13 protein-coding genes and 1 pseudogene are annotated in these 20,987 nt (G+C 42.5%); 12 read left to right on the forward strand and 2 right to left on the reverse strand.

Going from position 1 to position 20,987, the window contains the following annotated elements; all coding sequences use genetic code 11:
- Positions 1 to 218: 218 nt before the first annotated feature.
- From WCY03_RS05520 to WCY03_RS05555, 8 genes are all read left to right on the forward strand, one after another.
- Positions 219 to 2,324, forward strand: a complete 2,106-nt coding sequence (locus WCY03_RS05520; protein ID WP_345993993.1) for a TonB-dependent receptor — start codon at positions 219 to 221, stop codon at positions 2,322 to 2,324.
- 14 nt (positions 2,325 to 2,338) lie between these two features.
- Entirely contained in the window at positions 2,339 to 3,709 is a 1,371-nt protein-coding gene (locus tag WCY03_RS05525; RefSeq protein WP_345993994.1) for a 4Fe-4S binding protein, read from the forward strand.
- Positions 3,710 to 3,789: 80 nt separating this feature from the next.
- Positions 3,790 to 5,817, forward strand: coding sequence for a glycine--tRNA ligase subunit beta (glyS, locus tag WCY03_RS05530; RefSeq protein WP_345993995.1), 2,028 nt, complete (start codon positions 3,790 to 3,792; stop codon positions 5,815 to 5,817).
- Positions 5,818 to 5,854: 37 nt separating this feature from the next.
- Complete coding sequence (locus WCY03_RS05535; RefSeq protein ID WP_345993996.1) at positions 5,855 to 6,610, forward strand: alpha/beta hydrolase; 756 nt, start codon at positions 5,855 to 5,857, stop codon at positions 6,608 to 6,610.
- Positions 6,607 to 7,563, forward strand: coding sequence for a ferrochelatase (gene hemH / locus WCY03_RS05540; protein WP_345993997.1), 957 nt, complete (start codon positions 6,607 to 6,609; stop codon positions 7,561 to 7,563). The genes WCY03_RS05535 and hemH overlap by 4 nt, the downstream gene beginning before the upstream one ends.
- Before the next feature lies 1 nt (position 7,564).
- Positions 7,565 to 8,194, forward strand: a complete 630-nt coding sequence (locus WCY03_RS05545; RefSeq protein ID WP_345993998.1) for an HAD family hydrolase — start codon at positions 7,565 to 7,567, stop codon at positions 8,192 to 8,194.
- Between the two features lie 40 nt (positions 8,195 to 8,234).
- Positions 8,235 to 9,476 carry a hypothetical protein gene (locus WCY03_RS05550; protein ID WP_345993999.1) on the forward strand — a complete coding sequence of 414 codons (1,242 nt, stop codon included), beginning with the start codon at positions 8,235 to 8,237 and terminating at the stop codon, positions 9,474 to 9,476.
- Between the two features lie 19 nt (positions 9,477 to 9,495).
- Entirely contained in the window at positions 9,496 to 12,675 is a 3,180-nt protein-coding gene (locus WCY03_RS05555; RefSeq protein ID WP_345994000.1) for a PAS domain S-box protein, read from the forward strand.
- Here WCY03_RS05555 and WCY03_RS05560 read toward each other — a convergent pair whose 3' ends face one another.
- Both WCY03_RS05560 and nifJ read right to left on the reverse strand, forming a co-directional pair.
- The gene (locus WCY03_RS05560; protein WP_345994001.1) at positions 12,676 to 13,533 is read right to left on the reverse strand and encodes a thiamine pyrophosphate-dependent enzyme; all 858 of its coding nucleotides are present in this window, start codon (positions 13,531 to 13,533) and stop codon (positions 12,676 to 12,678) included.
- A pseudogene (gene nifJ, locus WCY03_RS05565) lies at positions 13,424 to 16,231 on the reverse strand (pyruvate:ferredoxin (flavodoxin) oxidoreductase); the annotation flags it as partial. The gene WCY03_RS05560 and the pseudogene nifJ, both read right to left, overlap by 110 nt.
- Positions 16,232 to 16,379: 148 nt before the next feature.
- On the opposite strand from nifJ, the gene WCY03_RS05570 reads away from it, so the two are divergent.
- Genes WCY03_RS05570 through WCY03_RS05585 form a run of 4 tightly spaced genes read left to right on the forward strand, consistent with a single transcriptional unit; the run spans position 16,380 to position 20,977 of the window.
- Complete coding sequence (locus WCY03_RS05570; protein ID WP_345994002.1) at positions 16,380 to 19,427, forward strand: EAL domain-containing protein; 3,048 nt, start codon at positions 16,380 to 16,382, stop codon at positions 19,425 to 19,427.
- 4 nt (positions 19,428 to 19,431) lie between these two features.
- Entirely contained in the window at positions 19,432 to 19,962 is a 531-nt protein-coding gene (locus tag WCY03_RS05575; RefSeq protein ID WP_345994003.1) for a hypothetical protein, read from the forward strand.
- A gap of 53 nt (positions 19,963 to 20,015) precedes the next feature.
- On the forward strand, positions 20,016 to 20,492 hold the full coding sequence (locus WCY03_RS05580; RefSeq protein ID WP_345994004.1) for a GNAT family N-acetyltransferase: 477 nt from the start codon (positions 20,016 to 20,018) through the stop codon (positions 20,490 to 20,492).
- Between the two features lie 5 nt (positions 20,493 to 20,497).
- Positions 20,498 to 20,977: an ATP-binding protein gene (locus WCY03_RS05585; protein ID WP_345994005.1), complete on the forward strand. Its 480-nt coding sequence runs from the start codon at positions 20,498 to 20,500 to the stop codon at positions 20,975 to 20,977.
- Positions 20,978 to 20,987 lie beyond the last annotated feature (10 nt).

A 20,987-nucleotide genomic window follows, 5' to 3' on the forward strand; every position in this document is an offset into this window, starting at 1 on the left:
GCCGTATACAGGACAATATTGGTCCTGTTTCGGTCAAAGAAACTTAACACTTTCGTAACATTTCTTAACTAGAATTTTAGTTCAAAAGTTTCCTGTCTTCATTTAGTTTGGCGACTACAAGACAGGAAATGGCGACTGGCACCGGCAATATTGTATCATCGTTTAGTAAACATAATATGTAATGTCGGTGCCGTTATATTATATATTATGGAGTGAAAATGAAAAACGTACACAAAATTGCTTTGTCTTTAGCGGTTGTTTCTGCTTTAAACTTGGCTTATGCCGAAGATCTGTCCCTGGATTCGATAAGTGTAACGGCAACAAAGTTCGAACGTGAGACAAAAGAGGTTCCTCAAAGTGTATCGGTTGTAAATACAGAACAGATCGAAGACAAAAACGTTCTAAACGTAAAAGATGCGATCAGCACTATTCCCGGTGTCATAGCAGCAGATAAAAGCGGAGGGTATGACAGCCGTCTGATAATCCGCGGAGCGGGATTAAAAGCGAACTACGGCATACGCGAGGTCATGGTCATGCGCGACGGTGTTCCGATGACAGATCCCGACAGCTTCACGCGTATGGATTTCGTGGATATCGACGATATGCAAAGTGTCGAAGTATTTAAGGGGCCCGGTTCCATATATGCGGCAAATGCGAGCGGAGGGGTCGTATTTATAAAATCAAAATCCGTATTTAATACGGACAACAACCGCATAAAACTCGGCTACGGTTCATTTAAGAGCGTAAATGCAAATATAAAAGCATCTTTTGAGATAGACAAATCCAACTACATGGGTGTAAGCATCTCCCGCCGTCAATCCGACAATGACTGGAGGGAGTGGAACAAATTCGATACAACGCAGGTGAGTCTGAAGTACGGACATTTTTTTGAAGACGATTCGTCGCTGGAGATGGAACTCTCCTACACAGACGCAAACCTGCAGCTTCCTCAAACCTTGAAACAGACGGGATTTGACTACTATAAAGACAATGGAAAAACAAATGATGGGGATGATGAGGGAGCTTGGCAAAAAAGCGGGCGCTACTCAAAAACCTACTTTTTAAATCTCAAATATGAAAAAGATTTCGGAGATATCACATTCAGACCACAGGCTTATTTGACGAAATGGAGCCATTACCATCCCGTAACGGGAATTATCAACGATGCTGATGGCAACTATGTGACAGGAGCAGATCTGGCATTTGACTACAAACACAATATGTTCAACCGTAAAGCGAATCTGGTCTTCGGATTGACGGCGAGGGCGGATATACAGGATAATGCAAAAAAATATCAATACCGCGATTATACGACCGGTTTTGGAGGACGTATAACGAAAGTTCTCTCCGATAAAGAGGGGACTCTTGCAAGTACCGAAGACGCTCTTAGCAAGCTTTACGGCTTTTATGCGCAAGAAACCGTTTCTCCCGTCGATAAACTTTTGATCGATATCGGTCTGAGATACGATGCTCTTTCGTTCAGTGCAGACGGAAACGAGATAACAAAATATGATTACTCATCGGGTAAATATGTAGCGGGTGTAGGTACATACAGCATATCTGAAAACTATAACCTCTTTTCGCCGAAGATAGGTATCACCTACGGTCTTACTGATACGTTGAACGTTTACGGGCTTATTGCTTCTGCAAACCAAGCACCGACGGACAACGAGATCAAAGCAAACCGTGCCTACGATCCTACGCTTGCCTCTTTAAAAGCTTCTACTTCGACGAACTATGAGGTCGGTTTAAAAGAAAGAAGCAAAGACTTGAGCATGGACTTCTCTGTTTACTATAACGCAGTCAGAGACGAGATAGTGGCGGTCAAAGATATATTTAACAACACTTATTATAAAAATGCCGGGAAAACAAGACGCATTGGAGCCGAACTCAGTTTGGACTACGTAGTAGCAGACGGTCTGCATGTCGGAGGAACAGGCTCGTATTTTGATTATACCTATGTCGATTATGTGAGTTCCGATGGAGATTTTTCCGGTAACAAACAGAGATTTATCCCGGATTATCAATATTCTCTTTTCAGCGGCTTTACGACAGGCGGTTTCTCCGGACGTGTAGAGGGCGTCACTTACGGTCCTTACTATATGGATGATGCAAATACGGAAAAATACAACGGATACACGCTGGTCACGAACATGATGCTCGCATATAAATACAAACAAAACAAGATACAGCTCAACATCAACAATCTTTTTGATCAAAGATATGCGACCGAGGCTGAAAAAGTAGCAGGATTCACTACAACCTATTACTACACTCCGGCGTCGCCTCGTTTTGCGATGCTGACGTATACTTACGAGTTCTAAGCAAAGGCTGAAAAATGGTTGATTACGTAAAAAGAGCCAAGAGCGATATCTTCGGCTGGCCTCTCTTGGGAGTTCTGTTTAAAAACAAAACGGCGCTGTTTTTGGTAAGAACATTCGTGATGTTTTTGTTTGTGTCTGCTTTGTATTTCGGGTTCACATATCCCTCATTGCAGCAAAATCCATATACGACGGCTGTTTTTTGGTCTTTATTCTGGCCTTTTTTCATGATCGTTTCCCTCGCACTGATAGGTCCTGCATTTTGCGGGATCTGCCCTCATGGCGTTATGGGGAGATTCATAAGCCGTTTTTCTCTGAACAAAGAGATGCCCAAATGGCTGCGTCACCGCGGCATAGGACTTGGAATACTGCTTTTTGCCTACTGGACGCCCGCATATCTTTTTCCCGATCTTTTAAAATCGCCTTTTACATCTTCCTTGCTGTTTTTGGTATTGACGATATTTGCGGCGGGGAACTATTATCTTTTTAAAGAGATGAGCTACTGCAAATACCTCTGTCCCATCGGTTCGGTTACAAAGGGATACGGAAAAATGGGTATGACGCAGCTGCAAACATACAAAGATGAGTGCTCGGAGTGTAAGACCTTTGATTGTGCTTCTGCCTGTACATACGGTCTGCAACCCTATCTGTTTGAAAAAAGGAACTCCATGCGCGATTGTACTTTATGTATGGATTGTGCACAGGCTTGTGAAGCGGTATCTTTTTCTTTTGTCAGACCGGCATCGACCTTAAGCAAAAATATCAATGACAGATCGACTTCGCATACATGGGTGTTTGTTTTACTGTTGGCGGTCATTCTCATAACCATGCGCTTTCACCATGGGCTGGGGCACTCCTCCATCAAGACGACGCTTCCATGGTACAAAACAGGCAAATGGATGGAGAGTTTTATGCCTGCAGGCGTAGACTGGGTCGGATTTAGTGCTTTATCCATGGCGCTTGTCTCTACTTTTGTTTTGGTATTTGGAGGTTTTTATATAGCTTCGAAGATAGTAAAAGCGGATTATAAAGAGTTTTTGCACTCTATGAGCTACGCTCTTATACCGCTTATGCTCATAAGTTCTCTGTCTCATATCGGGACTTTCTTCTTTGTAAGCTACAGCGGTGAACTTGCAAAAGCGTACCTATGGCTGATGGGCAGCGAGCATATTGTAAAGCCTTTGGCATCGTTTAAAGACGGCTGGGTGCATAGTTTCGGTATTTTAGGGTATGTGGCTGCGATCTGGAGCATGATCTTGATGTATACGCGTACGGGGCTTTTTACGTCCTCGTTAAAAGTCAGGTTGACGGCGGCTTTTTTTAGTTCGCTTATAATATTTTTTGATCTGTTTTTATTGATAGTGCAGTCTAAAGTCGTACATCATTGACAGCTTGATCGGCTTTGCCATAATTGGAGTTAAAGCAAAAAAAGGTTAAAATCGCGATAAATAATATATGCGAGACGAGAATGTTAAAACCTTTACTAATCGAAATAGGAGTGGAAGAGCTGCCGGCGGTTCCGCTTTTAAAAGAGCTGAAAAATATTGAAAAAAAATGGTTAAAGATACTGGAGGAGAACTCTCTTATCAGCGAGTTCGAGTTTTATTACACTCCCCGCCGTCTGGTTCTTTGGCATAGAGAGTTCAAGACATCTCAAGAAGACAGTGAATTGGAGTTTTTCGGAGCTCCGATGGCTATGGCATATAAAGACGGCGAGCCTACGCCCGCGGCACTCGGTTTTGCTAAAAAATGCGGTGTGGATATCAGCGAGATAGGCAAGGGTGAAAAGGGCGGAAAAGAGGTTCTCTACTACAAAAAAGAGATCAAGGGAAGAGCTTCTGCAGAGCTTCTGCCTGTGATGATAGAGGAGTGGGTAAAATCTCTGGATTTCGGTAAAGCGATGCGCTGGGGAAGTCTTAGCGAGAGTTTTATCCGTCCGATCAGATGGGTAAACGTCATGTTTGACGATGATCTTGTCGATATGAAGCTTTTTGATGTCGTATCGTCAAAACAGACCTATGTGCACAGAATCAGCTCGTTTGAGGTAAAAGATATATCTACGATAGCCGAGTATTTCGAGACACTGAAAAACGGTGCGGTAACGCTGTATCCGGACGAAAGAAAGAAAAATATCCTTGCACAGTTTGAAAAACTGCAAAACGAACAAGATATAGAGATCGAGATAGATGAAGATCTGCTTGAAGAGGTCGTGGCTATTACAGAACATCCGACAGCTCTTGTCGGTAATTTCGACGAGGCGTTCTTGCGTCTTCCTCCAGAAGTTATCATTACATCTATGAAAGAGCATCAACGCTATTTTCCCGTCTTTAAAAGCGGCAAACTTGTAAACAGTTTCGTTGTGGTTTCAAACGCTTTAACGGATGATTTTTCCAAAGTGGTCGAGGGAAATGAAAAAGTACTGCGTCCGCGTCTTGCAGACGGTCTTTTCTTCTATGACAACGATCTCAAACGCGGACTTACGCTTGATGGTTTGGAAAAAGTCGTGTTCATGGATGGTCTTGGAACGTTAAAAGAGAAAATAAAACGTGAAACTCTTATAGCCAAAGAGCTGTTTCATCTTTACAAAGATGATATCAAAGGAGACGAAGATATCGTAGAACGTGCCATCACGCTGGCAAAAGCCGATCTTATGAGCGAGATGGTCTATGAGTTTACCGAACTCCAGGGAATCATGGGGTACTACTATGCGCTTGCTCTGGGTGAAAAGAGCGAAGTGGCGCTTGCCATAAAAGAACAGTACCTGCCGGAGGGTGAAGAGAGTGACGTTCCTTCGACTCCATTGAGCGCTATCATCTCCATGTCCATTAAGCTCGATACGCTTATAGGGCTTTTCAGTATCGAACAGATCCCGACAGGATCGCGTGATCCGTTCGCACTCCGCCGTGCGGTCAACGGGATAGTGCGAATAGTCAATGAACACAAACTGAAGTTTGATATCGTCAAAACGTTCACGCAGCTTGCGTCCAACTATAAAGCGTTTGATCTTTCTAAACTTGAAGAGTTCTTCTTGGAGCGTTTAAGACAGTACTACAAGGTAAATCCGTCGATCATCGAAGCTGTTCTGGCTTCTGGAGAACGTGAACTTTTAGCGATAGGCAAGAAGATAGCCGCGGTCGAGACAATGGTGCAAAGCGAGAGTTTCGCGCAGACATTCTCAACTTTCAAACGTCTTGCCAACATCACAAAAGATATGGACATGAGTCAGGAGCTTTCGGTAAACCCGGCTCTTTTTGAAGATGATGCGGAAAACGAGCTCTTTAATGCTTATATCGCCGTATTGGCGGGAGATTATGCAAGCTACATCGAAGAGCTCGATATGCTTTTGGAATTAAAACCGCAGCTGGATGCATTTTTTGACAACGTCATGGTAAATGCCGATGACGAAGAGGTCAGAAACAATAGAAAATCCCTTGTAGCACTGATATATAAAAGCTTCCTGCATATAGCGGATATTAAAGAGATATCCGTTTCCTAAGCGCCCTTAAGATTTTGCGGACGCCAGGCAGAAAAAGATGATATATTTACTTTTTTTTATCGCAACGATCTTGATACTGGCGGTCTTTTTATATCAGGTGCAGTACTTCATAGTGTTTGATCCGAAAAAACACCGAAAAGAGGAGCTTGACGAAAAGTTTTCTCTTTTGGAGATAAAAGCAGAAGACGGCACTTTGCTCGAAGGAGCGGAGTATTGTCCTTTGAACTTTAAACATACGCTTTTTTATGTCGGCGGCCGATCTCAAGATACGGTCGGACTTATCCACAAGCTTTCCCGTAGTTTTGAAGATTGCAGGATACTGACTTTCAATTACCGCGGATACGGCGATTCAAAAGGCATGCCTAGCGAACAGAACATTTACGGCGACGTTTTACACGTCGCAAAAAGATTTTTGGCACATTACGGAGATTTCAGTATAATCGGGTTTTCCATAGGAAGCAGCGCCGCCGCGTATGCGGCTTCGAAGCTCAAAGTACAGCGGTTGTTCTTGCTGGGCGGATTTGACAGTGTCAGGAATATTTTTTTAAAAAGGGGATTTCCCTCTTTTTTGATAAAGTACGATTTTAACACAGCCTTATATGTTAAGGATGTCGATGCAGATACCTATCTGATATCAAGCCAAGACGACGATGTCGTGCCGATAGAAAACGCGCGCAACCTCAAGAGCAGAATAAAAAAACTGACGGAATACAAAGAGCTTTCAGGCTGCAGCCACGATGAAATCTTGTTTTCGGATGAGACGATAAATCTAGTAAAAAGGGTACTAAGTTGAAAAAAGATGTTATCATATTACTTAATATGGGTGGACCGAATAATCTGGACGAGGTCGAACTTTTTTTAAAAAACATGTTCAACGATCCAAACATCCTCACTATGAAAAGTGCTTTGCTGCGCAGGTTTGTGGCGAGTATGATAACGTTTTTTAGAACAGAATCTTCTAAAGAGATATACAAAACTCTAGGCGGAAAATCTCCGATTGTCGATCTGACAAAGAATATAGTGAAAAAACTTCAGGATATGCTGAAAGAGGGCGTGATCGTCGATTTTGTCATGCGTTACACACCGCCCTTTGCAGACGAAGTCATTCAAACGCTCAAAGAGCATGAGATATCAAAAGTGTATCTCATCCCTATGTACCCGCAATACTCCACGACGACTACAAAATCATCCGTCGAAGACTTTTTAGATGCTTTTGCAAAAAGCGGGATAAAAGCCGAAACGGTCTACGTAAAAGAATACTATGACAACAAAAGTTACAACGAAGCTGTTTTAAGCCGCATCAAAGAAAGTGTCGGCGATAAAAGGTATGAGGATTACGATATCGTATTCTCGGCTCACGGACTCCCGCAAAAGATAATCGATGCGGGCGATGTCTACCAAGAGCATGTCATAAAAAACGTAGATATACTCAAAGAGATGATGACAAAAAGCGGTATGGATTTTAAAGGGGTGCATCTGGCGTATCAGTCCAAAGTAGGGCCGATGAAGTGGCTTGAACCTTCGCTTGGAGAGATGCTAAAAACGCTAAAGGAAAGAAACGTCGTCATCTATCCCATAGCGTTTACGGTCGACAACTCCGAAACCGATTACGAGCTGGCAATGGAGTACAAAGAGATCGCTCATGATCTCGGCATAAAAGATTACAGGGTCTGCAGATGCGTAAACGATCATGAACTCTTTGTCAAAGCGCTCGCAGAGATATACGGCAAGATGAAAAAAGAGTAGTATGAAGATCGTAATATTTGACATGGACGGTACGCTTATCGATACGAAAAAAGATATAACGACCTCCATAAACTATGTCAGAAAAACCCATCATGGCCTGCCTCCTGTAGATGAGCAGTTCGTGGTAGACGCCATCAATATGCCCGTGAGGAACCTTCCCGAACTTTTTTACAGCACACCCGTTTATCTGCAAAGCGACAGAGATCTTTTTGAAGAACATTATTTCGAGGAGTGTATACGCTCTCCCTATCTTTACGACGGGATCGCAGAGACCCTGCAGGCATTAAAATCCTCTCAGATAAATATCAACGTCGCGACAAATGCTCCTACGATATTTGCAAAGAGGATGTTAAAGCACCTTCAAGTCAGCGATATGTTCGATACGATCATAGGCGCGGATGAGGCAGGCGCTTCCAAACCTGATCCCAAGATGCTGGAGATCATTCTTTCAAATTACGGTTCAAAGCATCGTCCCCAAACGACATGGATGGTAGGAGACAATTCAAAAGATGTAGAAGCCGCAAAAAGTATATCCATCTCATCAATCTTTGCCACTTGGGGATTTAGCAGCCACGGAGAAGGCGATTATGTGGCCTCACATCCTTTAAAGGTACTTGAAATCGTAAAATAGAATTTTTATGATAAAATAGGGCAAAAAGAGAGGTGTGGCTATGCTCGAGCTTGATTTGATGGTCTCATATACCTTTATGGCGCTTTTGTTCTTAAGACAGGTCAGTATCTTAAAACGTCCCAATAAGATAAACTATGCCCCTTTGATGCTTTCTATCGGTGCGCTGTTTGCGACTGTACATTTTATGCTCTTCATACAATCGGGCAACATAGTCTTCATTTTAAAAGAATCTCTATCCGTCATCGTTATAGCCCTGTCTCTTTTTATAATCATGAACATACTGCATCAGGCGCAAAAGACCGAAGATGATAAAACTCAAAAAGAGTTTGCGCTCTCTTTATCCTCTAAAGTTGCTCAGATGAAAGAATATATTGCGGTACTCGAAGACAAAGCGACTTCTATGCATGATGAAGAGCAGCGGTCGCTTTTTGAAATAAGAGAACAGATAAAAAAGGATATTGCGTCGTTAAAATCGATTCAGGCAAATCAGGAAAAATTTATCGGAGAGTTTGAAACCATGACCCAGCAGCAGTCAAAGGTCATGCACAGCGTAGAACAGTTTAGGACGGTTCAACTTCCCGAGCTTGATGAGATAATGCACTCGCATATCGATATGCTGCGTGTGTCCGAACAGGATCATTATAACCGCATTAAAAAAGCGTTTGACGGAGCAGATGCTCTTAGAAACGATATAAAAGAGGAGATGGACGAAGTAAGAGAAGATATAAAGTCGATAAAAAACGTTTCACAGGAGATATCGAGCTCCATCGTGGAAAAAACCCTTTTAGAACTTTCTGCCGTCACCCTGGAGTTCGAAAAACAGCTCAACCATCTTCGTGCACAGACAGAGGGTGTTTCCACTTCGCTCTTTGAGGGAGAAAACATACTTGATTCTATCCGAAAGCAAAGTGAAATGGTCATGAAACAGATAGTTCTTTCATCCAACAATATGAAGATACTAGAAGAACACAGCCGCAATCTGACCAATATTTATAACCCTTTAAAAGATCTTATCGGCGAGATAGAATCCGTAAAGCTTGAGTATAAAACCGCATATAAAGAACTAAGCGGGCTTGCAAATACATTAAACAGTACGGAAAAAGAGCAGCTGGAAATTATGAAAAACAGAGTGGACGAGCTGAGTGAAAAACTTATAGAAAAGATAGACATCTCGCTTGAAAAGCTTCAGTCGCATTATCATATCGCATCCCGTGAGGTTACAAGTACGGTCTCCGAACTTGCGAAAAAAGCGAAAGTTCAAAGCGGATATGAGCTAAAATAGTAAGAGTTGGTGAATTAGTATGATAAAAAGAGATAAAAAAGTTGACATCGTTCTTTGTGAAAAAGATCGGAAACTGGAACTGTTTATAGAGTTTGCTCCTTTTGCGATGGCAATGTTAAATAAAGAGATGAAATATATCGCGGTAAGTAAGCGGTGGATAACGGATTATGACCTTGCCGGAAAAGATATTATAGGAAAATCGCATTACGATATATTTTCGGATATACCAAAACATTGGAAAGAAGCGTATGAAAAGGCTCTCAAAGGAGAGTCGACCAAGAGTGACGGAGAAATTTTTACACGTAAAGACGGGAGCGAAAAATGGCTCCGTTGGGAGACACATCCTTGGTTCATAGAAAGCGGTGAGATCGGCGGTATCATAATCTTCTCAGAAGATATTACGAAGCATAAAGAGGCTGAAGAGAGATATCATACCCTTTTTAGTCGTACGGGTACATGTATGGCGATCATCGAATCTGACGGAACGTTTTCTCTGGTAAACAAAACTTTTGCCGATCTTGCGCATTGCAGGGTCGAGGAACTGATCGGAAGCAGCTTCATCGATCTGATAGACGATACCGATAAAAAGCGGGTATACGAATACCACAAAAAAAGACTGAGCGGAGAAAAGATTCCCGAACATTATGAACTGGCTTTTGTAACAAAAGATAAAAAAAAGGGTGTGGGTCTGCTCAATGCGGTGTTTTTGCCGGAGACTTCACAGACGCTGGTCTCGCTGATTGACATCACGGACCGCAAGCGTGCCGAAAACGATTTGAGAGAAAAGGAACAGGAACTTAACGACATTATCGACAATATCCCGATGATGATCTTTATTAAAAGGTCCGACGATCTGCGTTATGTTCGTTTCAATAAAGCGGGAGAGAAGCTTACCGGGATATCAAAAGATGTTCTGCTGGGAAAAAACGATTATGACTTTTTTTTAAAAGAGGAAGCCGATTTCTTTACGTCTCGTGACAGGGAAGTGTTAGAGAAAAAAACCGTTTTGGACATCAAAGAGGAACCGATACATACCCAAAGCGGCGAACGTGTTTTGCATACGAAAAAGGTTGCGATCGTAGATGACAGCGGAGAGGCAAAATATCTTCTTGGAATATCTGAAGATATCACGGAAAAAAAGCGAATCGAAGATACTCTGAAACAGGAATACAAACGCTCGAGCCTGATCTTGGAAAGTACTCTTGACGGCTATATAATGATAGATCTCTCAGGCACAATACTGGATGTGAATACGGCTTACTGCAATCTTGTAGGGTACACGAAAAAAGAGCTTGTCTCTAAGAAAATAGATCAGCTGGTACTATCCAAAACGAAAAAAGAGATAAAAAGCGATATAAAAAGCATAGTGCAAAACGGACATGGGCGTTTTGAAATAGTTCATGCCCACAAAGACGGACATGTGATAGATATGGATGTGAAGGTCGGTATCTTGCATGAAGAAGATAAAACATATATGATAGCTTTTGTGAGAGATATCAGTGAACAAAAAGAGAAAGAGAGGCAGCTTCTTCAATCATCGACGGCATTTGAGAATTTAGCCGAAGGTATCATCATAACCGATGCCGCATCGAGAATCATAACCGTAAATCCCGCTTTCACCGAAATAACCGGATATGAAAAGGAAGAAGTGATTGGCAAAGATACGAAGATATTGCGATCGGGAAAACATGATTACAAGTTTTACAAAAATATCTGGGATACGCTTATAAAGACGGGAAAATGGCAGGGTGAAATCTGGAACAAACGTAAAAACGGTCAAAACTATCCCGAATGGCTCTCCATCAGCTGTATAAAAAACGAAAAAGGCGAGACCATAAACTATATCGCCGTGTTCGCCGATATCTCCAAGATAAAGAAAACGGAAGACGAACTACGATTCTTAGCCCATTACGACGCTCTTACGCATCTGCCTAACCGTCTGCTTTTAAACGAGCGTCTGGAGCATTCTTTAGAGCGCTCTCATAGAAAAAATGAAAGTATTGCTGTCTTGTACCTTGATATCGACAGGTTTAAGGAGATAAACGACTCTCTGGGGCATCCTTACGGTGACTTGCTGTTGAAAAAAGTCTCTAAAAAGATATCGGAACTTCTTCGCGACGAGGATACCGTCGCGCGTGTAAGCGGTGATGAGTTTGTTATGGTCATCGAAGATCTAAATTCGCCAAACGATGCGGCTATAGTTGCCCAAAAGATCTTAGTATTGTTAAACAGTCCCGTTTTCTTAAAAGAGCATGAAGTCACGATAACAGCAAGTATAGGGATTGCTATCAGTCCGATGGACGGCGAAGATGCCGTGACGCTGTTAAAAAATGCCGATACGGCGCTGTATCGTGCAAAAGAGCTTGGCAGAAACAGTTTTGAATTTTTCTCTGCCGACATGGCTTCTTCGAGTTTTGATCTTTTGTATCTACACAGCGCTTTACATAATGCACTGAACAAAGAGGAGTTTTTGGTTTACTACCAGCCTCAATATGAAATGAAAACGGGCAAGATCCTTGGAGCCGAAGCACTGGTGAGATGGAACAGCCCGGAGATGGGTCTGGTTTCACCTATCCGCTTCATACCGCTGGCTGAAGATACTGGACTGATCGTTCCTCTTGGCGAATGGATACTTCGTCAAGCTTGTTTTCAGATGAAAAAATGGCTGGATGAGGGGAGGCCTTTACAGTATATAGCAGTCAATGTCTCGGGCCGTCAGCTTGCACACAACAATATCATAGAGACTATAAAAAAGGCGCTGCAAGACGCAGACCTCGATCCCAAATATATCGAGATCGAGATAACGGAGAGCGTCATTATGAAAGACGAGCTTTATATCGATCTGCTTAACAGTTTAAAAGAGATAGGCATCCGTCTTTCCATCGATGATTTCGGTACCGGATATTCATCTTTGTCGAGGCTGAAACATCTTCCTATCGACAAACTGAAGATCGATCAGTCTTTTGTAAGCGGAATTCCTTTTGACAAAGACGATATGAATATAACGCAAGCCATTATAGGCCTCGCGAAAAGCCTGAATCTCGACGTGATTGCCGAGGGCGTCGAAACGAAAGAGCAGGCAGACTTTCTTATAAAAGAGGGTTGTAAAAAAGTCCAGGGATATCTGTACAGTCTGCCGCTTACGGCATCAGAGCTGGAAAAATGGATGAACGAGAACACCCGTAAGATCATCAAGTGATCACCTGTCGTAATCTTCCTGCAGATCGCTGTATTTTTTAAACATCGCGTCCGCATGGGCGCTGGCTGTCTTTAAGAATATCTCCGCGCTTATGCTGTCTGCTTTTTCGACCATATTGAACCTTGTCTCGTTATACATATAGTTTTGAACAGGGATTTGAGGACCTTTATAATCAAGTTTCATAGGATTGCGCCCCTGCTCTTTTAGCGCAGGATTGTACCTGAAAATAGGCCATAATCCGCACTCTACCGCAAGTTTTTGCTGTTTCATTCCGTTTTTGAGATCATATCCGTGAGCGATACAGTGGGAGTAGGCGATGATGATCGAGGGTCCTTCATGTCTTTCTGCTTCCATAAATGCTTTTACACTCTGGGCATAGTTCGCACCCATCGCTACCCGTGAGACATAAACGTTTTCATATGCCATGGCCATCATCGCCAGATCTTTGGCAAGAGAGGGTTTTCCTCCCGCTGCAAATTTGGCGACAGCTCCGGTAGGTGTGGCTTTTGACTGTTGTCCGCCCGTATTGGAATAGACCTGTGTGTCTAAGACAAGGATATTTACGTTCCTGCCGCTTGCAAGGACATGATCGAGCCCGCCGTATCCTATATCGTATGCCCAGCCGTCGCCGCCTATGATCCAAACGGATTTTTTTACGAGATAATCTGCCAGCGAGAGAAGATTCTGTGCATCTTCGCTTTTTAGGCTTTTTATTTTTTTCTTTAAGCTCCTTGACCCGTTTTCTTTGTGCGAAGATATCCTCTTCTTCAATCTGAGGTGCATACAGTATCGTATCGCAGAACTCTTTTGTGAGTTTATCGGAAAGTTTTTCCAGCAACTCTTTTGCCTGGGTTTCATGTTTGTCTATCGTTAGCCTGAACCCCACACCGAATTCGGCGTTGTCCTCAAAAAGGGAATTTGACCAGGCAGGTCCCAGACCGTCTTTGTTCTTCGCCCATGGTGTGGTAGGAAGGTTGCCTCCGTAGATAGAGGAGCATCCCGTTGCATTGGCAACTATCATTCTATCGCCGAAAAGCTGAGTCGCGAGTTTGATGTAAGGCGTCTCTCCGCATCCGGGACAGGCTCCGGAGAATTCGAAAAGAGGCTGGAGGAACTGGCTCTCTTTTACTTTTGAATGATCGAGTTTTGCTCTGTCATATTCGGGAATGCTCAAAAAATAGTCCCAGGTCTTTATACCCTCGTCGAGTACCTGTTCTATGGGTGTCATATTGATGGCTTTGCGTTTTGGGTCTTGTTTGTTTATTCCTATGCAGACTTCGGTGCAAAGAGAACATCCCGTACAGTCTTCGACCGCGACTTGTATAGTAAACATCTCATTTTCCCCGAAATTTCTTCCTTTTGCTTTTATGCTCTTAAAAGAGGAGGGTGCATCATTTAAAAAAGCTTTATCGACTATTTTCGAGCGTATGACCGCGTGAGGACAGACAAGAACACATTCATTGCACTGTACGCAGATATCCGGCTCCCATACGGGTACGTCAAGTGCGATATTTCTTTTTTCATACTGCGTGGTACAGCTTGGCCATGTCCCGTCTGCGGGTATCAAACTTACCGGTACTTCATCGCCTTTTCCTTCAATGAGATTTGCCGTTACGTCGGCTATAAACTTGCTGACATGCCCTTTTACCGGAGGACGGAGGGTTCTTGTCCCGGTCGATTCTTTTGGCAGCTTCACTTGATAAAGATATTTTAGTGCGTTGTCTACGGCATCGAAGTTGAGTTTGACGATCTCATCGCTTTTTTTGCCGTAACTTTTTTGTATATATTTTTTTATCTGTTTGATAGCTTCATCACGTTTTAATATTCCGGATATCGCAAAAAAACAGGTCTGCATAACGGTATTGATTCGTCTTCCCATTCCGCTGTCTTTTGCTACCTTGTAGGCATCTACCACGTAAAACTCTATCTCTTTTTCTATCATCTCTTCTTGTATCGATCTTGGAAGATGATCCCAGATCTCCTTCTTGTCAAAAGGGGAGTTGAGCAGAAAAACGGCTTTATGCTTTGCATGCTGCAAAATATCGAACTTCTCCATAAAAACACTCTGATGGCACGCTACGAAATCGGCTTTGTCTATAAGGTAGGTCGAGTGTATCGGCGAGGGCCCGAAACGAAGGTGCGAGGTTGTCATGGAACCCGATTTTTTCGAATCATAGACAAAATATCCTTGAGCGTAGTTTTGGGTCTGCGTTCCTATGATCTTGATGGAGTTTTTGTTCGCACCTACGGTACCGTCCGAGCCTAAGCCAAAAAATATGGCTTCAAAAGTATCTTTTTTTGGCAGTGCGAAACTGCGGTCGTATGAGAGCGAGGTATGTGTTACGTCATCGTTTATACCGATCGTAAAGTGTATCTTCGGTGCATCTTTTTTCAGTTCATCAAATACGGCCTTTATCATGGACGGCGTAAACTCTTTTGATGAAAGACCGTATCTGCCGCCTATGATGAAAGGCGTCTTGAAATCCAGAATTCCTTCCTCTTTTGCTTCGTTAAAAGCACTCACGACATCAAGATACAGAGGTTCTCCTACAGAACCCGCCTCCTTTGTTCTGTCCAAAACGGCGACGGCTTTTGTGGTCTTTGGCAGGGCCGATATGAAGTCTTTGATGGAAAAAGGGCGGTACAGTCTTACTTTGAGCACACCGACTTTTTCTCCCGTACTGTTTAGGTATTCAACCGTTTCATGTACGGCTTCCGCACCGGACCCCATGATGATTATGATCCTCTGTGCATCGCTTCGTCCGACATAATCAAACAGATGATAAGCCCTTCCCGTCAGTGAAGCAAATTTGTCCATATACTCCTGAAGTATGCGGGGCGTATCGAGATAGTAGCTGTTTACGCTCTCTCTTCCCTGAAAATAAACGTCCGGGTTTTGAGAAGTTCCCCGTATGAATGGATTATCCGGTGTCAATGCACGTTTTCTGTGCTCTTGTACCAGCTTTTTGCTTATCATCTTTTTCATCACAGCGTCGTCGAGAAGCTCTATCTTGTCAACTTCATGCGAAGTTCTGAACCCGTCGAAAAAATGTAAAAAAGGGATGCGTGAGTGCAAAGTGGCTGCCTGCGAGAGAAGCGCCATGTCATGCGCTTCTTGGACGGAGTTGGAACAAAGCATTGCAAAACCTGTCTGGCGTACGCTCATAACGTCGCTGTGATCGCCGAAGATCGAAAGTGCCTGTGCGGCAATGGAACGTGCTGCTATATGAAACACGGTCGGGGTCAGCTCTCCTGCGATCTTATACATATTTGGCATCATCAGCAAGAGTCCCTGCGAAGCCGTAAAGGTCGTCGTCAGCGCACCGCTTTGAAGCGCCCCGTGAATGGCGCCGCTCGCTCCTCCCTCGCTTTGCATCTCCGTTATATCGGGAATTGTTCCGAAGATGTTTTTTTGAGACTGCGTGGCATAGATATCGCACAGCTCTCCCATCACCGAAGCCGGAGTGATCGGATAGATGGCTATTATCTCGTTTATTTTATAGGCAACTCGTGCCACCGCTTCATTCGCATCTATAGTATCTGTTTGATGTTTCATAGCAAGCCTTTTAAATAAGCGTCTTCGAATATTCTACCTAAAATTAGAAAATATTATATACCTCTGTAGAAGAATTTGAAAAAACGAATGTTGTTTTCTTTATAAATCTGTGTTAGAATAAACGAACTAGAACTTATGAAGGTGATTTTTGAAGTATTTTATATATCTTTTTTTATCGCTTCTTCTCGGGCTCGATCTATATGCTTCGACCTTAGATAAAAAACAGGTCATAAATATCGGCGTCCTTTCATTTCGTCCCATATCGGAAAATCAAAAGATCTGGCTTCCGCTGAGAGAAGAGCTTCACAAATATGCACCGCAGTTTGATTTTAATATAACCTCTTACCCGCAAAATCAACTTGTCAAAAAGATCGCGCAGGGAAAATTTGATTTTGCCGTTGTTCATCCGGGCGCTTATGTTGAACTCGAAACTGAGTACGGCGTTTCAAACATCGCATCTCTTGTGCGTCAGACAAAAGACGGAAAATATCATCTTAAAAATTACGGCGGGGTTATAGCGGTGCTCTCCTCAAATAAAGATATCCATTCTTTAAAAGATGTTATAGGCAAGACCATAGCAACGACGCATAAAGAGGGGTTTGCCGTTATGCTCGTGCAAAGAGAACTTTTTCATAATGCAGGTGTAGATATAACAAAAGAGTGCAATATTCTCTATACGGGTCAGCCGATGGACAAAGTGGTAGAAAGCCTCAGGGAGCATAAAGCGGATGTCGGATTTTTTAGAACGGGTTATATCGAGGAGCTGATTGCAAGAGGCAAAATTAAACCCGGCGAGCTAAGGATTATACACAAGATAGTAAATGACAATTATCCCTATGCCCACTCCACGCCGCTTTATCCTGAGTGGGCGGTCTTGGCGACATCAAAGCCAAAAGCCAAAACGGTAAAAGCCGTCACCGCTGCACTCTATCAGATACATTCGGGTACAAGTCTGGCATATCATGAGTTCAGCATGCCGCTCTCTTACAAATCAACCAGAGAACTGATGCAAAAATATCATGTTTTTCCTTTTGAACAGACGCGGATGAGTATAAAAGAGGTGATCCAAACTTATTTTTACGAGATCATCGGATTGCTGCTCTTTTTGGCGTTTGGCGGAGTCGTTATGGCAGTTATCTACCGTTATCAGATGCTGCATATAGAAAAGCAGTCCGAACAGATAAAGCTGATTCTTTCAAATGCGAGCGACGGGATACATGTGCATGATCCTGACGGAAACCTGCTTATGTTCAGCGATTCGTTTGCAAATATGCTCGGCTATACCAGAGAAGAACTTTCAAAACTGTCCCTTTACGATTGGGATCACTATTTTGATCACAACGAGATAAAGACGATGATAAAAAAGGTCATGGACGCGCCTAGAATATTTGAGACGAAACATACCAGAAAAGACGGAACCATTTTTGATGTAGAAATATTTTCAAAAGGCATAGTGATCGATGATCAAAACTACATCTATGCTTCTGCCAGAGATATCAGCGAACGTAAAAACAACGAGATCAGGCTTTTGCAGCATAAGATCATCTTTGACAATATCGCCGAGGGCGTATATGCGGTCGATAGATTCAACATGTGTACCTTTATCAACGATGTCGCATTGGACCTTTTAGGACTAAAAGAGGAGGATATTTTGGGTAAAAACCCGCATAACGTCTTTCACAGCAAGTATAGCGACGGAAACGTATATGAAAACGAAAAATGTCCGGTTCAAACGGCTGTCATTTCCGGTATTCCTAAAAACATCGAAGAGGAGTTTGTTCGCAAAGACGGCAGTCTGCTGCCGGTTTTCATAACAGTTGCCCCGATCATAAAAGACGACGTATTCATCGGCTCGGTCGTGACATTTGCCGATATATCCAAACAAAAGGCAGATCAGAAAAAACTGATGATGGAAAGAGAAAAATTCGGATATCTCGCACATCATGACTCTTTGACGAACCTCCCTAACAGACTAAGTCTTATAGAACACCTGGAGTCGCAGTGTTCCAGACAAAACAGATTTGCTTTCATGTTTTTTGACATGGACGGCTTTAAAGAGATAAACGACTCATACGGGCATCAGTTCGGAGATAAACTGCTCATAGAGATAGCAGGCGTGCTCAAAAAGGTCTTTCCTCCCGAAGCGTTTATCGTCAGGACTGGAGGAGATGAGTTCGTCGTGGTAATAGAGTGTCAAAATGACGACGATATAATCAACATATATATGAACGACCTGATCGATATCTTGAATCATTCGTTCAAGATAGATGCCATCGAAGTATATATAACCGCCAGTGTCGGGATAGCTATCTATCCGGACGATGCCAAAACAACCAAAGAACTGATGCAAAATGCGGATGCTGCGATGTACAATGCAAAAAAGATGGGTAAAAATACATTTAGCTTTTATAATGTCTCTTTGACTCAGAATGCTCTGCACAAAACCACCGTTGCCACAAATTTAAAAAAAGCTCTTTTCAACAGAGACTTGATGCTTTTCTTTCAGCCGCAGATCGATCCGTATAGCCAAAAGATAATCGGCGTCGAAGCTCTTCTTCGCTGGTTTTTAGAGGATGAAGCGGTATCTCCTGCGATATTTATTCCCATCGCCGAAGAGATGGGGCTTATCCTCGAGATCGGCGAGTTTGTTTTAAAAGAGAGTTTTACTGCCGCAAAAGAGCTGTCTGATAAAAAACTATTAAGCGGAAGACTGTCTGTTAATGTATCCGTTCGCCAGCTCGTACATCCGAATTTTCTGTCGTCGTTGGAAGAGATACTCAAAGAGACAAGATGTGATCCGTCTTCTATAGAGCTGGAGATAACGGAAAGCTCCATACTTGAAAATCCAAGCGGGATGGTCGTTCTTTTGAATAAGCTTAAAAAGATAGGCTTTCATATATCTATCGATGATTTCGGGACGGGATATTCCTCTATGGCGTATCTCAAAAATCTGCCGATCGACAAGCTGAAAATAGACCAGTCTTTCATAAGGGATATCAAAAAAGAGCCAAAGAACCAGACCATAGTAAAAACGATGATCGCCTTGGCTAAAGGGCTGGACATGAAAGTTCTTGCAGAAGGCGTCGAAACGCAAGAAGAGCTGGAGTTTTTGAAAGACAACGGTATAGATTCCATTCAAGGATATTACTATCACAAGCCTATGCCTTTAGGTGATTTTGAAAAGGCATTGCAATAACCTTATGAAAATCAGACACAGGTTTTTAAAAGACAAGCCTCTCTTATGCAAGAATATCCTCATCATCGGAACGTTTAATCCCGAAGTAGAGTGTAACGATGCCGCTTTTTTCTACGGAAGAGCAAAAAACTTCTTTTGGAGGCTTTTGCCTGCAATGTTCGATGAGCCGAGTCTTAAAGGCGATACTGCAGGGCAAAAAGAGTTTTTGCAAAGACGCGGCATAGAACTCACGGATCTCATACTTACGGTCGAGATGGATGAAAAGGAGCTCTGCAGCTACGGCGATGACAAGCTTCAAAACGTCATCAAGTACAACACGGACAATATCTTGGAATCTCTAAAAAAAGGAAAAACGAAAGAGGTCTATTTTACCAGAAAATCGTTTGACAAAAGCGTTGCGGGCATAAGAGACGAGATACATAAGATAAAAGAGTATTGCGACGCGCACGGCATAAAGTTTCGTTTTCTTTCGACGCCTTCACGGTTTTACAGCGAAAAGAAAGTGCAGGAGTGGAGAAAGTGTTTTTATAATTAATGAAATAAAGTTATAATTGAATTTTGAACATTTTAAATATATAAAGATTGAAAATGAAAGAAACGATCACCATTCACCGTGCAAAAGAAAATGATGCACACGTTGTTGCCAAGTTTGTGGAAAAACTACTTGAAGAGATAATGCAGAAAATAAATACAAATGCTTTTAACTTTGACTTGGAGCAAACAACAAAACGCTTGGAAGAGTTTATAAAGAGTGAGAAAAACTTTGTTTTTATAGCTAAAGAAGAGGAAAAGATCAGGGGTTTTATATCGGTTTATGAAAGTTTTGCTCTTTATGCCGAAGGAGCGTTTGGAACTATAGCAGAGTTGTATGTTTGTCCAAAGTATCGTTCGCAGGGGATCGGTAAGATGTTGATTGAAAAGGTTAAAATATTTGGAAGTGAACGCGGATGGAAACGTTTGGAAGTCACTACTCCGCCGTTGCCGCAGTTTGATGAAACTCTGTCTTTTTATGAAAAAGAATCATTTGAAATTACCGGCGGACGGAAGATGAAAACGATGCTATGAAAAGTATGAATAAATTACATTTTCTATGCGGAAAGATGGCGGCCGGAAAATCGACCTTATCAAAAAAACTGGCCGAAAAACATGATGCGCTTCTTTTGTGTGAAGATACGATGCTGGAAAAACTCTATCCTGCCGAGATCACGACTATTCACGACTATTTGAAATACTCTCAGAGATTAAAAGAACTGCTCAAAGAGCATATAGTAGAACTGCTGAAAAAAGGAAACGATATAGTCTTGGATTTTCCTGCAAATACAAAAAATCAAAGAGCTTGGTTTAGAGAGATATTTGAGAGTGCAAATGTAGAACATGTGCTTCATTTTGTAGATAAATCAGATGATGTCTGCAAAGCCCAATTAAGAAAAAGAAACGAAAATCTGCCAAAAGATGCGCCTTTGACGAGCGAAGAAACTTTTGACGCGATCACCGGATATTTTGAAGCACCCGGCAACGCAGAGGGTTTTTGTATACAGATATATTCGTAAGGAGCAAAAA

The organism is Sulfurimonas sp. HSL-1716, assembly GCF_039645975.1.
Taxonomy (GTDB): Bacteria; Campylobacterota; Campylobacteria; order Campylobacterales; family Sulfurimonadaceae; genus Hydrocurvibacter; species Hydrocurvibacter sulfurireducens.

Excerpts from the sequence above, each read along its gene's own strand:
- WCY03_RS05520 (WP_345993993.1), top strand. The coding sequence starts at position 219 with ATGAAAAACGTACACAAAATTGCTTTGTCTTTAGCGGTTGTTTCTGCT.
- WCY03_RS05555 (WP_345994000.1), top strand. The coding sequence starts at position 9,496 with ATGATAAAAAGAGATAAAAAAGTTGACATCGTTCTTTGTGAAAAAGAT.
- WCY03_RS05560 (WP_345994001.1), bottom strand. The coding sequence starts at position 13,533 with ATGAAACCCAGGCAAAAGAGTTGCTGGAAAAACTTTCCGATAAACTCA.
- WCY03_RS05550 (WP_345993999.1), top strand. The coding sequence starts at position 8,235 with ATGCTCGAGCTTGATTTGATGGTCTCATATACCTTTATGGCGCTTTTG.
- WCY03_RS05575 (WP_345994003.1), top strand. The coding sequence starts at position 19,432 with ATGAAAATCAGACACAGGTTTTTAAAAGACAAGCCTCTCTTATGCAAG.
- glyS (WP_345993995.1), top strand. The coding sequence starts at position 3,790 with ATGTTAAAACCTTTACTAATCGAAATAGGAGTGGAAGAGCTGCCGGCG.
- WCY03_RS05535 (WP_345993996.1), top strand. The coding sequence starts at position 5,855 with ATGATATATTTACTTTTTTTTATCGCAACGATCTTGATACTGGCGGTC.
- WCY03_RS05525 (WP_345993994.1), top strand. The coding sequence starts at position 2,339 with ATGGTTGATTACGTAAAAAGAGCCAAGAGCGATATCTTCGGCTGGCCT.
- WCY03_RS05585 (WP_345994005.1), top strand. The coding sequence starts at position 20,498 with ATGAATAAATTACATTTTCTATGCGGAAAGATGGCGGCCGGAAAATCG.
- WCY03_RS05545 (WP_345993998.1), top strand. The coding sequence starts at position 7,565 with ATGAAGATCGTAATATTTGACATGGACGGTACGCTTATCGATACGAAA.
- WCY03_RS05580 (WP_345994004.1), top strand. The coding sequence starts at position 20,016 with ATGAAAGAAACGATCACCATTCACCGTGCAAAAGAAAATGATGCACAC.